We start from the raw sequence: 13,372 nt of genomic DNA, 5'->3' as shown, positions 1-13,372 counted from the left end.
GGGTGTGGGCCGTCAGTCCTCTTCCTTGGGCGGCAGGTCCTTGACCGCCTGCGGGTCGTTGTCGGTCTGACCGACCTTCGACGCACCGCCCGGCGAGCCCAGCTCAGCAAAGAAGTCAGCGTTGATCTGGGTGTACTGAGACCACTGATCCGGGACGTCGTCCTCGTAGTAGATCGCCTCGACCGGGCAGACCGGCTCGCACGCACCGCAGTCCACGCATTCGTCGGGGTGGATGTACAGCATGCGTGCACCCTCGTAGATGCAGTCGACGGGGCACTCCTCGATACATGCCTTGTCTTTGATGTCGACGCAGGGTTCGGCAATCGTGTATGTCACGAAGGTTCTCCTCGATCTGCTGCTGGCTGCGCAGCTCGCGTGGTCTGGGGGCCCATCATCCGATGGCGGCACCGGTATTGCGGAATCAGTGTGCCCCAACTACTGCGGTTACTGATACTAGACGTTCCGTATATCAGCCATCCGCCGAGGCAAAGGTGCTCGCGCAACCCGCTCAGGCCGCGCGTTTCGCATACGTCGTGGTGCGCTGGCGCGCCGGGCGGCCGATGCCCTCTGCGATCGCGACCAGTTCGGTCACCGTCTTGGCCGAGCCGTGCTCAGAGCCGGCCATCCGCGAGATGGTCTCCTCCATCAGCGTGCCGCCGAGGTCGTTGGCGCCGCCGTTGAGCATCATCTGGGTGCGTTCGACCCCGAGCTTGACCCAGCTGGTCTGAATCTGTGAGATGCGGCCGTGCAGCATGATCCGGGCCAGGGCGTGAACCGCGCGGTTGTCGCGGTGGGTTGGGCCGGGCCGGGATGCGCCGGCGAGGTACAGCGGTGAGGACTGGTGCACGAACGGCAGCGGGACGAACTCGGTGAACCCGCCGGTGCGGTCCTGGATCTCCCGCAGCACGTTGAGGTGGCCTACCCAGTGCCGCGGGGTGTCGACGTGGCCGTACATCATCGTCGAGCTCGACCGCAGCCCCACCTCGTGGGCGGTGCTCACGATCTCGACCCACAGCGAGGTGGGCAGCTTGCCCTTGGTCAGCACCCAGCGGACTTCGTCGTCGAGGATCTCCGCCGCGGTGCCGGGGATGGTGTCCAGTCCCGCCTCCCGCAGGCTGATCAGCCACTCCCGAACACTCAAGCCGCTCTTGGTGACTCCGTTGGCGATCTCCATCGGCGAGAACGCGTGCACGTGCATCGACGGCACCCGTTCCTTTACCGCGCGAACCAGATCGGCGTAACCGGTGACAGGCAGTTCGGGGTCGATACCGCCCTGCATGCAGACCTCGGTGGCACCGGCGACGTGGGCCTCCCAGGCGCGCTCGGCCACTTCCAGGGTGGACAGCGAGAACGCGTCGGCGTCGCCCTTGCGCTGCGCGAAGGCGCAGAACCGGCAACCGGTGTAGCAGATGTTGGTGAAGTTGATGTTGCGGTTCACCACGAACGTGACGTCCTCGCCGACGACGTCGCGGCGCAGCGAATCTGCCAGTGCCGCAACGGCATCCAGGGCAGGGCCGGCGGCGGTGGCCAGCGCCAGGTAGTCGTCGTCGCTGCAGCCGCCCGGGTTGCGTTCGGCGGCGCGCAGGGCGGCGACCACGTCGGTGTCGATTCGGTCGGGTGCCCGCGCGGCCAGCTCCCCCACCCGGGCGCGGATGGACTCCCAGTCGCCGAACGCGGTACCGAGATCGCTGCGGGTTTCCGTGCGACGGCCCTCGGTGTCGACGGCGGCGTGCAGGTCGGTGCGGCCCAGCGACTCGCCAGCCTCGTCGGGCTCCTGCCACGGCCGCCCGACCGGGTTGACGTCGAGCGCGAAACCGGTCTGCGGGTCGGCCAGCGCGGCGACGTGACCGGCCACCCGCGGGTCGATCCAGGCGGTGCCGCCCTGGACGTAGCGAGGCTGGGCGGTCAGCCGCTGAACCAGATCGAATCCGCCCTCGGCGGTCACGGCGGCAAGCTCGTCGAGCGCCGGCCACGGCCGTTCCGGGTTGACGTGGTCTGGGGTCAGCGGCGAGACCCCGCCCCAGTCGTCGACCCCGGCGCCCAGCAGGGCCAGGCACTCCGAGCGCGACACCAGGTTCGGCGGCGCCTGCACCCGCATGCCGGGGCCGAGCACCAGGCGGGTGACCGCCACCGTGGCGACGAAGTCGTCGAAGTCGGCGTCCGGCGCGCCCGCCATCGCGGTGTGGTCCTTGGCGCGGAAGTTCTGCACGATCACTTCCTGGATGTGGCCGAACTCCTTGTGCAGACGCCGGATCGCGTGCAGGGTGTCGGCGCGCTCGGCCCGTGTCTCGCCGATACCGACCAGCAGGCCGGTGGTGAACGGGATCGACAGCCGTCCCGCGTCGGCCAGCGTGCGCAACCGGATTTCAGGAGCCTTGTCGGGGCTGCCGTAGTGCGCCAGGCCCTTGGCCTCGAACAGCCGTCGCGAGGTGGTCTCGAGCATCATGCCCATCGACGGTGCCACCGGCTTGAGGCGCGACAGCTCCACCCAGCTCATCGCGCCCGGGTTCAGATGCGGCAGCAGGCCGGTGTCCTCCAGGACCCGGATCGCCATCGCGCGCACGTAGTCCAGCGTCGAGTCGTAGCCGCGTTCGTCGAGCCACTGCCGGGCTTCGGGCCACCGTGTTTCGGGGCGGTCGCCAAGGGTGAACAATGCTTCCTTGCAACCCAATTCGGCACCGCGGCGGGCGATGTCGAGGATCTCGTCGGGCTCCAGGTACATGCCCCTGCCCTCGGCGCGCAACTTGCCGGGCACGGTGACGAACGTGCAGTAGTGGCAGGTGTCGCGGCACAGGTGAGTCACCGGGATGAAGACCTTGCGCGAGTACGTCACCGGCAGCCGGCCACCGGGGCCCACGCGGCCCGCGGACTGCAGGCCGGCGTCGCGCACCCGGGCGCCGCTGGCGCACAGATCCGCCAGATCCGCTCCGCGGGCGGTCATCGCGACGGCGGCTTCCCCGGCGTTGAGTGCGACGCCGTCACGGGCGCGGCGCAGGACGCGCCGCAGCGCGGCCGGTGACGGTGTGTCAGTCCGCGGCGGGACCACGGGTGCGGGCAGCGGAGTGGGGTGCTGCGGGTTCAGGGCCACTCCCCGGTAACCGTCGACGGCTGGGAAATCATCCGCACGTCCCACAATCTGAAACGGAGACCGACATGGTCCTCACAGTAATACCGATGGTCCCCGGTGTGACTGGGCGGACGGGACCTTGGTCACCAATGCGTCGGCGGCCAAATCTGTAACAACCGGGCCGACGGAAACGTAAGTTGTCAGTGTCAGCTGTTGTAGATCCGGGGAGTAGCGCCATGGCCGTGTCCGTTCGCTCGTACCTGACCGCCGGGATGGCGGCATTGGCAGCCAGTGCCGTCGTCGTCGCCCCGGTCCACCCTCCGCTTCCCTCCTCGATCAGCGCCGATGCGGTTCGGCTCAGCACCGCGGTGCAGCCGCTGCTGCAGCCGGCCAACGCCGCCGCGGCGGTATTGGGGCTGGTCAGCCCGCCGGCACCGGCGAAACCAGCAGCCGCTGCCGCCACCACCACCCCGCAGGCAGCCGCGACCGCCAACGCCACCGGCGACTTGGTGATCAATGCCTGGAACTTCGCCGACTACTGGATCAACTACGCCGCCGACCTGACGCAGTACGTGTTGAGCTGGCTGTGGCCGCTCAACTACATCGGCGACCAGGCGCCGATCCTCTGGGACAACCTCGGATCACCGATCGGCGACGCCACCGTGTACGGCCTGATCGTCCCGGTGCTCAACCACCCACTTGACCTGTCGGTGTGGGTGGCCGGTCTGACCTACGTGGCGCAGGCGTCATGGACCGCCTTGGTCAACACGGCCGTGGCCGAGGTCAACTACTTCCTCGGCTGGCTCCTCCCGCCACTGCCCCCACTGCCGATCCCGCCGTTCCCCTTCGCGGCGGTTCCGACGGTGCCCACCGCCCTGGCCGCAGCGGCGCCCACGTCCGGCACGACAGCACAGGCGTCGCAGACGGTGGCCCCCAGCGACCGTGCCGCCTCGGGCACCGGCCACACCCGGCGCGACGGGGTCGTCGCACAGGTCAAGAGCGCGGTGGCCGCGGCCGCCGACGCCGTCGACAGCACCGCGAAGACCATCGCCGCGCCGCCGAAGATCGACACCACGGACCAGGGCGCCGGTGCGGGATCACACAGCGACACGCCCAAAGCCGCCTCGACGGTCAGCGACGCGCCCGACGCGGGCTCGGGTGCGACCGACGCGGGCGCGAGCACCGGAAAGTCGGGGCCGGACAACGCTAAGAAGACCCACGCGACCGGCGGCTCCGCGCGCGATCGCAAGGCGCGCGCGGGCAGCTAGGACGCTGGACGCGCTCGTCGCCAGAGCAGCCAACCCGGCGGTGACGCGCCGAGGGCCAGGAACAGCAGCACCGAGTACTCCATCACGCCCGGACCGCCGAAGACGACGTCACCGCCCGGACCGCCCAGCGTCATGATGGCCACGGTCGCCAGCCAGGTCAGCAGCGGCAGTGCCGCAAGGCGATTGGAGGCGGTCCAGTACATGGCCGCCCAGACCAGGACGGCGTTGACCAAGCCGGTGACCAGTGCGCTGATCGGAAACGGCACGGCGCCAAGATAGGACGGCAGCAGCAGCGCGCCGACCACGGCTGTGATCACACCGTCGACAGCGAGCAGGGCGAGGATGACGGCGCGGATGGCGGAACCTGCCGCACCGGGGTCCGCGGAGACCTCGGTGCGACGCTGGACGGCGGTCAGGTGGGGATGCTGTCGAGCAGCGAGACCAACGAACCGACCACCCGGTGGAAGTTGTCGAGCCGGTCCTGCCTGTGCTGCAAATTCGGGTCGAGGTCGGGGTCCATGGCCGTCCCTTCGTCGCTGCGTGATCCGCAGCCTACCCCGCCGGGCGCTACTGCAACCCCGCCAGAAGGTCAGTCTCCCAGCCGCGCTCGTCGGTAGCCCCGGACTCGCCCTGGACGAGCACGTAATGCTCGGCGCCGAGTACCGGCAACGCCATCTTGTTCGACAGCGTGAACGCGCGACGGGTGGGTCCGGGCAGAACCTGGGTGGCGTGCGCCGCGATCGCAGCCACCTTGGCCGGCACGAACTCAGGGGCCTCGACGGCCGCGGTGATGCGGTCATCGCTGAAGCCGAACGCCATCTCGCCGGTGGGCCGGATCCAATCGGGCAAGACGTCGTCGTCACCGAGAGCGTCGATCCCGTCGCGAAACGCGTTGGTGCTCATGACCGTCCAGTAGAACTTGGGCACCTGCCAGGTGGGCGCCGAGGCGGCGACGGCGGCGGTGGTGACGCGATGGGTCTGGATGTGGTCGGGGTGGCCGTAGCCCCCGTTGGGGTCGTAGGTCACCACCACGTGCGGACGCAGCTCGGCGATGACCGCCACCAGTTCGGCCACGACCTCGTCGAAGTCGGCGTCGACGAAACGCGTATGATGCCGCGGGGTGCCTTCCATTCCGGAGTCGCGCCAGCGGCCGGCACCGCCGAGGAACCTCGGCTCTTCCAGCCCGAGGTTGCGCAGCGCCGCCGTGAGTTCCCCGACGCGGTAGCCGCCGAGTTGGTCGGCCTGGTCGACGGCCAGCCGGATCCAGCGGTCGTCGATGATCTCGCCCTCTTCGCCCAGTGTGCAGGTGACGACGGTGACCTCGGCGCCCTGGGCGGCGTACCGGGCGATCGTGACGCCGTTGTTGATGGTCTCGTCGTCCGGATGCGCGTGGACGAACAACAGCCGAGGAGTTTCCTGCATGGGCACCACGGCGCCACCCTACCGACCGAGTGCGTGACATACATTCAGCGCGTGAACCGGCGCAACCTCGAGTTCAGCTGCGGGGTGCTGCTGGTCGGCCTCCTAGCCGGGGTTGCCGGTGCGGCGACGACGTTTCTGCTGCACTTCGTCGAGCACCTGACCTATCACTACAGTTTAGGGACATTGCTGGACGGCGTGACCGGGGCGAGTCGTGTCCGGCGTGCCGTCGGCCCGATGATCGGCGGGGCCTTGGCCGGCCTCGGCTGGTGGCTGCTGCGCCGACGGGCCAGAGTGCCTTCGCTGTCCACCGCGATCACCCATCACGAGCCGATTCCCCGGCTGGTGATGTCGCTCGACGCGGGTCTGCAGGTTCTGTTGGTGGGCGCTGGTGCCTCACTGGGCAGGGAAGGTGCGCCACGGCAATTCGCCGCCGCACTCGGCGATCTCGGCACGTCGCGGTGGGCGCTGAGTGCCGAAGACCGCGAGATCCTGCTCGGCTGCGCGGCCGGGGCCGGGTTGGCGGCTGTCTACAGCGTTCCGATGGGCGGAGCTCTGTTCGCTCTTCAGATCGTGCTGCGCACGTGGAAGCTACGTGCCGTCGGCACCGCGCTGATCACCTCGGCGCTGGCGACGGCGGTGGCCGCACCGATCACGCATTTGGAGCATGTGCTGCAGTGGCCCGACGCGAATCTGTCCTACCTGCTGACCGCGTTCGCGATCCTGCTCTCGCCGCTGGCGCTGGGTGTGGGCCTGGCCTTCAACTGGATGATGGACTTCGCCCGCGCCCACAAGGTCCGCGACTCCTGGTTGCTGATCCCGGCGATCGCCATGGCAGGACTGGCCGTCGGTCTGCTGTCGCACTGGTGGCCGGAGTTGCCCGGCAACGGCCGCAGTGTCCTGGCGGTAAGCATCAGCAGCGGCCTGACGCTGGCCTCGGCCGTCGTCATCTGTGTCCTCAAGCCGCTACTGACCGCGCTGTTCCTGCGCGCAGGCGCCGTCGGCGGCATGCTCACCCCGGCCCTGGCCACCGGCGCCGCCGCCGGATCGGTGCTCGCGCTGTCGATCAACACCTGGACGCCGCTGCACGTCAGCCTTCCCGCGGTGTCACTGGCCTGCGCGGCGGGCGTCCTGGCTGTCACTCAGGGCGCGCCGCTGTGGGCGGCACTGTTCGTGACGGAACTGGCGCGGCCGCCGCTGTGGCTGCTGATCGTGTTCCTGGCGGCCGCGATGGCGACCCACTACTTGGCGCTTGCATGCAGAGGTCGGCGACCTGCTTGCGGGCCGAGTCGCCTTCGGCGAGCCGAGCAGCCTGGGCCGGAGCAGCGTTCGCCCCACCGACAAGCCCGTTGACACCAATGTCCTGCAGGTCGCGCGCAAACGCCGCCACCGCATCGGCACGCTCTCAGGTTCAGTCTGCGGACTTATCAGCTTGTTCTCAGGTAGAGTCCTGCAAGAGCCGAGCCGCCAACGGCGGGAGGAGACGGCGTGAGAAAGGCGATGGGGCCAATCCTGACCACAGGAGTGGCACTGGTGGCGGCAGCAGTTATCGTCGCCAATCCTGTCGCGCCTCCGGTCAGGGACCTGCAGATCTCCACGACCCAGCTGTCGACGAGCCCCGAGGCCCTCATCCCGTTCGACAAGAACCTGCTGAAGTCCATTCGCCAGCCATCGGCTGTCGGCGGCTTCGACACAGCACTGGCGCAGATCCTTGGCGCACTGGCGGCCGAAGCCGATCGCATCAGCAGTGGGGTCACCTCCGGAGCAAGCATCACACCGGTGCCAGCAGCCGCCGGCACCGGAGCGCAATCGTTCTCCACACCGGCGGCCAACGAGATTCCGCCCGTCCGGACACCGGACGGCGCACCGTCTACCTCCTCGACGCTGTCGCCGGTTCTGTCGGCCGCCAGCACACCCGGCATCCAGCAGATCGTGTCCGACCTCGCGGCCGCCGACACCACCTACCTGGGCAACAAGGTGTCCGAGGCTGCGTACGCCGCGGTGGACGCCATCGTCAACACGCCCAACCTGGTGGTCAAGGTGGTGCAGAAGTTCTTCAACGGTGATCTGCCGGCGGCAGTCGAGGCTGTTGTCGAGGCCATCAAGGCATTCTTCAACCCTGGACTCATCCTGGTCGGCGGCATCAACAACATCTTCGGACAGCTTGCGAGACAACCGAATACGCCCGAGTCGGCAACGAGTGCGGTGGCCACCGGCAGCGTTGAGACCTCCCCGCAGTCCGGCATCGCCTCGGCTGGCACCGCGAGTTCAGCGTCCGATCCCCAGCCCGCCGCGGTCTCAGCGCCAGGCCGCAACAAGCCAGGGGACATGAAGAGCACCAGCGGCAGCAGGCGCGCCGCCACACCGGCACGCCTGACACCCGCGCCACTGTCGGCTGCCGCCTCGGCCGCAGACCAACCGCGGACTCGGAGCAGTTCCTCGGCCGGCACGCCCGGGACCGGGAACGCCTCGCACTCGGCGGGGCAGGCCACAAGCGAGCGGACTGAGCCGCATACGCCGGGCCCCGACCAGCCCAGACCAGGATCGGGCCGGGCTCAAAGCGCCGGCGGCCGGGGCGCATCAGCGTCCGGCTAGGGGCTACTGCGCGGTCTTCACCCAACGGCCGGCGTCACCGACGATGCCGACCGGTACCGCCCCGGTGAGGCTGACGTTCTGCACGCTGGGACCCGCGGCGACGATCGTGGTGTCCTGCAGGATCGGCAGCACGGTCGACATGTTCCACAACCGCGGTTCGACCGCGTTGATGACGTCGTTGATGTTGGCTGAACCATCAAGGGCCGCACTGATACTCGGCTGAATGGACCGGTCGCAGATGCCGGTCAAGTTCGACGGCGCCTGCACCAGCGCACCGCTCTCTGGTGCCGGAAGTGGCGGGGCCGTCGTCGAGGTGGCAGTCGGACTCGGACCCGCGGTGGGCGGATCCGCAGACGGTGACGCCGACGGCGTCGCGCTGCCACTCGGGGCCGTCGACACCGCGGTGGCCTCGAGCGCCGGACAGCCGTAGCGCGAGGCGAGCAGTGTTGCCAGGTCGCCACCGGCGGCGTGCCAGCCGACGATCGCGTCAACGCGGTTGTTCACCAACGCATCTCCGTAGAGCACCGGCGGATCAAGCGCCAGCACCGTCGCCGCGATGCCGACGCTGCGCAGCTGGTCGGCGGCGGTGTTGGTCACCGCGACGGAGGTCGGGTCGTTGGCCGCCACCCCGATCACAATCGACAGCGTCTCGCCGTCCTTGCTGATGCGCCCGCGGGTGATCTCCGGCGGTCCCGGCGACTGCGCAGTGGTGCGCGATCCCACCGGCAGCGGCGCGACCGGCGACTCGGTCGGCGTGCGGTCCACCTGAAAACCGGCCTGCTCCAACAACTCCAGCGAGCGCACCTTGCCCAGCGCGGGCGGCGCGGTCGGCACGTAGCCGGGATCACTCGGGGCACGCACCTGCGCCTGGGCCAGCGTGACGGTGTTGTCGCTGCCCGCACCGACCGCGGCGAGCAGGTTCACGTCGACCAGACCCAGAATCGCCTTGCGCACACGGGGATTGGCGAGCTTGTCCTCCTGGGCGCGCAGCGTCAGCTGCATCACCCGTGGGGTGTTGATCCGGTTGGTTCGCACATCCGGGATCGCCGACAGCTGCGCGAAAGCCGCTGCGCCACCGTGTACTTGGGCCACCTGCGTGTCACCGTTGCGAATCGAGTCCGCCAGCGCGGCCGGTGCGCCCGCTCGCCGGAATAAGATCTGATCGGGATGGGCTGGCGGACCCCAGAACCGGTCGTTGCGCGCCAGCAGGATCTCGTCACGCTGCGGATCGATGTTGTCCACCCGGAACTGGCCGCCGGTCACCGGCATGGCTCGCGACAGCCCGGCCGGGAAGCCGCCCGGAACGTCCTTGACGATGTGGGCGGGAAGCAGATCGCTGAACAGCTCCCGCCAGGCCGGATACGGCTGGGAGAACGTCACCACCGCCGTCTTGCCGCCGTCGATCGACTGCACCCCGGTGATCAGGTCATAGCCTGCCGGGTCGACCACCCCGGGCCGGCTGACCATCTGGCGCCACAGATACCAGAAGTCGTCGGCGGCGATCGGCGCGTTGTCGGTCCACGACGCTTCGGGCCGGATCTTGTAGGTGACGGTGAACGGGCTCTCGTTCGTCACCTCCGCCGAGACCAGCAACGTGGTGTCGATCTCCCACCGCGAGCCCGTCGGCGTCGACGGATCCGGCACCGGCCGAAACGAACTGGGCAGCACCAACGCGGCAATGGCGGCGTTGACTGGCGACTGGTCCGACAGCAGGTGCGGATTGAAGCCCGCGCCGATCGAGTCGATGCCCATGACGATCTGGGTCGCCTTCGGCGGCGGCGGGCTCAGCGTCTGCGAGGTCTCGGTGCTCTGCGGGGCGGGCGGCGGACTGACCGTGCACGCGGCTGTGACCAGCACGGACAGCAGCACTGCAGCGGTTTGCAGTCTGCTCGGTCCGGTCCGCACGCCCTTCAGCGTATCGAGCCGGTCAGCCGCGGGCCTTAGCCTTGGATCGGCTGCGGGCCCGGGTGGTGGCGTCGAGCTCGACTTTGCGGACCCGGACGATCTCCGGCGTCACCTCGACGCACTCGTCGGACGCGCAGAACTCCATCGCCTGCTCGAGGTCGAGCTCCAGCGGCCGGGCCAGGGTCTCGATCACGTCGGCGGTCGAGGACCGCATGTTGGTCAGCTTCTTCTCGCGGGTGATGTTGATGTCGAGGTCCTCGGCGCGCGGATTGATCCCCACCACCTGGCCTTCGTAGGTGTCCTGGCCGGGTTCGACGAAGAACTGGCCGCGGTCGGCGAGCTGGATCATCGCGAACGGGGTGACGGTGCCGCTGCGGTCGGACACCAGCGAGCCGGTGTGCCGGGCGCGGATCTCCCCCGCCCACGGCCGGTACCCGTCGAACACCGCGTTGGCGATCCCCGTGCCGCGGGTCAGGGTCAGGAAGTCGGTGCGGAACCCGATCAGCCCGCGGCTGGGGACGATGAAGTCCATCCGCACCCAGCCGGCGGCATGGTTGGTCATCTCCTCCATGCGGCCTTTGCGGGCGGCCATCAGCTGGGTGATGGCGCCGACGAACTCGTCGGGACAGTCGATCGTCATCGCCTCGAAGGGCTCGTGCAGCTTGCCGCCGACGGTCCTGGTGACCACCTGCGGCTTGCCCACGGTCAGCTCGAAACCTTCGCGGCGCATCTGCTCGACCAGCACGGCCAGTGCGAGTTCGCCGCGGCCCTGGACCTCCCAGGCATCCGGGCGGCCGATGTCGACGACCTTGACGGACACGTTGCCGACCAGTTCGGAATCCAAGCGGGACTTGACCATTCGCGCGGTCAGTTTGTGGCCGGACACCTTGCCCGCCAGCGGTGAGGTGTTGGTGCCGATGGTGACCGAAATCGCAGGCTCGTCGACGGTGATCCGCGGCAGGGCATGCGCATGGTCGGGGTCGGCGAGCGTGTCGCCGATCATGATCTCCGGGATACCGGCGACGGCGACGATGTCACCGGCGACGGCCTCGTCGGTCGGGGTGCGTTCGACGCCCTCGGTGACGAGAAGCTCGGTGATCTTGGCGTTCGTGATGACGGGATGCCCGTCCACGTCCCGCATCCAGGCCACCTGCTGGCCCTTGCGGATGCGGCCCTTGTATATCCGGATCAGCGCGAGCCGGCCCAGGAAGGCCGACGCGTCCAGGTTGGTCACCAGCGCTTGCAGTGGCGCCTCGGGATCGCCCTGCGGCGGCGGAATGTGCTCGAGCAGGACGTCGAACAGCGGGTCGAGGTTCTCACCGTCGGGGTTCTCGCCGTTGGCGGGTTCCGTGGTGCTGGCGATGCCGGCGCGGCCCGATGCGTACAGCGTGGGCAGGTCGAGCGCCTTCTCGGCCGCTGCCTGCGCTTCCTCGTCGAGATCAGACGCGACGTCGAGCAGCAGGTCGTGGCTCTCCTCGACGACCTCGGCGATGCGGGCGTCGGGCCGGTCAGTCTTGTTGACCACCAGGATCACCGGCAGGTGCGCGGCCAGCGCCTTGCGCAGCACGAACCGGGTCTGCGGCAGCGGCCCCTCTGAGGCGTCGACCAGCAGCAGCACCCCGTCGACCATGGACAGGCCGCGTTCGACCTCGCCACCGAAGTCGGCGTGGCCGGGGGTGTCTATGACGTTGATCACCGTCATGGAACCGTCGGGGTGACGGCGGTGCACGGCGGTGTTCTTGGCCAGGATGGTGATGCCTTTTTCCTTCTCCAGATCACCGGAGTCCATCAGCCGCTCGACGGTGTCGTCGCCGCGGTGCGTCAGCGCTCCGGACTGCCGCAGCATGGCGTCAACCAGGGTCGTCTTGCCGTGATCGACGTGCGCGACGATGGCCACATTGCGGAAGTCTTGGTTGTTCACGGCCCTGATTCTCGCAGCGCAGGTGCCCTTTTGCGAAAACGAGGAAGAACCAGCAGGGCCGCACCAAGAAAACACAGCGCCCCGAGGAAGGTGCCGAGGTTCGCCAACAGCGCGTCTTCGGTGATCCCGGTGCGCCGCACGAACGCACCCACCGCGGAGACACCGAAGGCGATCGATCCGATCATGTTGATCCACTCCGCCTGCCAGTCCCGCGAGCCCAGCGCGATCAGGCCTATCGCGATCGTAGTGGCGGCCACCCCCAGTGCCGCGCTCACCAGGAAGGCAACTGACCCCAACGCGTCGGGCGCCCACACGTAGTGGCGGCGCACCCCGGTCGCATGCGCCCACACCGCGGTTCCGGTGCTGACGTTGAACAGTATGGTTCCGGCGAATTGGATTGCCGCCGAGAGCCATTCCAGTTTCAGGGGCGGCCCGGAGAGCCGTAATTGCGTCCACGCCGCGGCGGTGAAGAACCAGGAGCCGACGAAGCACAGCCAGTTGGCGGCGCCCGCCCCGGCAACGGCCGAGAAGCCGGGCAGGGTCGCGAGCGCGAAGAAGGACGAACCCACGGCGAATAGCCAGCACTGCCGCGACAGCGTCGCCAGGGTCCCCACCCTCGGCATTTCAGCAGCCTTTCCGCACCGGATGCAAACCCCCGCGGAGTTAGCCTGAATTACCACCGTCAGATGGAGGTGCGACAGGACGGTCTGGGAAGTACTCACCATCGCGCTCATCGTTGTCTTGGGGACCGCCTCGACCGCGGGGACCGTAGTACTCACGTTGGTCGCCGGTGACCCCGCCCAAGGCGTTTCGAGAGCTCCGGCAGCCAGGCCCGATCCGCCGGGACCCAGTCCAGCGAGTCCAGGTCGTCAGAATTCACCCATCGCAGCGCGCGGTGGTCGTGGGGATGTAGCTCGCCGTCGGTATGAGTGACGAGATAGGCGCGCAGGATCAACGACCCGCCGATAGGGACGTCGACGCCGAGCCGATCACCGACGACGACGTCGACCCCGAGTTCCTCGCGCAGCTCCCGCACGAGCGCGTCGGCGTCGGTCTCCCCCGGCGCGACCTTCCCGCCCGGCAGCTCCCACAACCCGGCGAGTTCCGGCGGACGCTGCCGCTGTGCGACCAGGAGCATCGCACCGGAGATCAGGGCTCCGGCGACGACGACCTGGTGAGGCACGCGAGTGACGGTAT

The 13,372-nt window shown here is 68.9% G+C and carries 11 protein-coding genes; 3 read left to right on the top strand and 8 right to left on the bottom strand.

The window, feature by feature from the left end; translation table 11 throughout:
* Positions 1-12: 12 nt before the first annotated feature.
* Positions 13-336 (bottom strand): ferredoxin, encoded by a 324-nt coding sequence (gene fdxA / locus K9U37_RS08215; protein ID WP_243071271.1) that lies wholly within the window; start codon positions 334-336, stop codon positions 13-15.
* Positions 337-508: 172 nt separating this feature from the next.
* On the bottom strand, positions 509-3,088 hold the full coding sequence (locus K9U37_RS08210; protein ID WP_243071270.1) for a bifunctional FO biosynthesis protein CofGH: 2,580 nt from the start codon (positions 3,086-3,088) through the stop codon (positions 509-511).
* 215 nt (positions 3,089-3,303) lie between these two features.
* Between K9U37_RS08210 and K9U37_RS08205 the strand changes: the two genes are divergently transcribed.
* Positions 3,304-4,335, top strand: a complete 1,032-nt coding sequence (locus K9U37_RS08205) for a hypothetical protein (protein ID WP_243071269.1) — start codon at positions 3,304-3,306, stop codon at positions 4,333-4,335.
* On the opposite strand, the gene K9U37_RS08200 is transcribed toward K9U37_RS08205, so the two are convergent.
* Both K9U37_RS08200 and mshB read right to left on the bottom strand, forming a co-directional pair.
* Positions 4,332-4,751, bottom strand: coding sequence for a hypothetical protein (locus K9U37_RS08200; RefSeq protein ID WP_243073282.1), 420 nt, complete (start codon positions 4,749-4,751; stop codon positions 4,332-4,334). The genes K9U37_RS08205 and K9U37_RS08200 overlap by 4 nt on opposite strands.
* A gap of 151 nt (positions 4,752-4,902) precedes the next feature.
* Complete coding sequence (gene mshB, locus K9U37_RS08195) at positions 4,903-5,757, bottom strand: N-acetyl-1-D-myo-inositol-2-amino-2-deoxy-alpha-D-glucopyranoside deacetylase (protein ID WP_243073281.1); 855 nt, start codon at positions 5,755-5,757, stop codon at positions 4,903-4,905.
* Between the two features lie 51 nt (positions 5,758-5,808).
* Here mshB and K9U37_RS08190 point away from each other — a divergent pair, with 51 nt between their 5' ends.
* A complete protein-coding gene (locus tag K9U37_RS08190; protein ID WP_243071268.1) occupies positions 5,809-7,107 on the top strand; it encodes a chloride channel protein in 1,299 nt (432 codons plus the stop codon).
* A gap of 135 nt (positions 7,108-7,242) precedes the next feature.
* Positions 7,243-8,349 carry a hypothetical protein gene (locus K9U37_RS08185; protein WP_243071267.1) on the top strand — a complete coding sequence of 369 codons (1,107 nt, stop codon included), beginning with the start codon at positions 7,243-7,245 and terminating at the stop codon, positions 8,347-8,349.
* Between the two features lie 3 nt (positions 8,350-8,352).
* Here the strand turns inward: K9U37_RS08185 and K9U37_RS08180 are convergent, their stop codons facing one another.
* The 4 genes from K9U37_RS08180 to K9U37_RS08165 form a co-directional block, all read right to left on the bottom strand.
* Complete coding sequence (locus K9U37_RS08180; RefSeq protein ID WP_372489438.1) at positions 8,353-10,254, bottom strand: ABC transporter family substrate-binding protein; 1,902 nt, start codon at positions 10,252-10,254, stop codon at positions 8,353-8,355.
* Positions 10,255-10,276: 22 nt separating this feature from the next.
* A complete protein-coding gene (gene typA / locus K9U37_RS08175) occupies positions 10,277-12,175 on the bottom strand; it encodes a translational GTPase TypA (RefSeq protein WP_243071266.1) in 1,899 nt (632 codons plus the stop codon).
* Positions 12,172-12,798, bottom strand: coding sequence for a hypothetical protein (locus tag K9U37_RS08170; RefSeq protein ID WP_243073279.1), 627 nt, complete (start codon positions 12,796-12,798; stop codon positions 12,172-12,174). Before K9U37_RS08170 ends, typA begins: the two co-directional genes overlap by 4 nt.
* A gap of 152 nt (positions 12,799-12,950) precedes the next feature.
* A complete protein-coding gene (locus K9U37_RS08165; RefSeq protein ID WP_243071265.1) occupies positions 12,951-13,358 on the bottom strand; it encodes a (deoxy)nucleoside triphosphate pyrophosphohydrolase in 408 nt (135 codons plus the stop codon).
* Between the last annotated feature and the right edge of the window lie 14 nt (positions 13,359-13,372).

Source organism: Candidatus Mycolicibacterium alkanivorans (assembly GCF_022760805.1).
Taxonomy (GTDB): domain Bacteria; phylum Actinomycetota; class Actinomycetes; order Mycobacteriales; family Mycobacteriaceae; genus Mycobacterium; species Mycobacterium alkanivorans.
The sequence above is the reverse complement of the archived record's forward strand: the minus strand, read 5'-3'. Positions and strand labels throughout refer to the sequence as shown.

Coding starts and splice junctions, on each gene's coding strand:
- K9U37_RS08205 (WP_243071269.1), top strand. CDS start 3,304: ATGGCCGTGTCCGTTCGCTCGTACCTGACCGCCGGGATGGCGGCATTG.
- mshB (WP_243073281.1), bottom strand. CDS start 5,757: ATGCAGGAAACTCCTCGGCTGTTGTTCGTCCACGCGCATCCGGACGAC.
- K9U37_RS08170 (WP_243073279.1), bottom strand. CDS start 12,798: ATGCCGAGGGTGGGGACCCTGGCGACGCTGTCGCGGCAGTGCTGGCTA.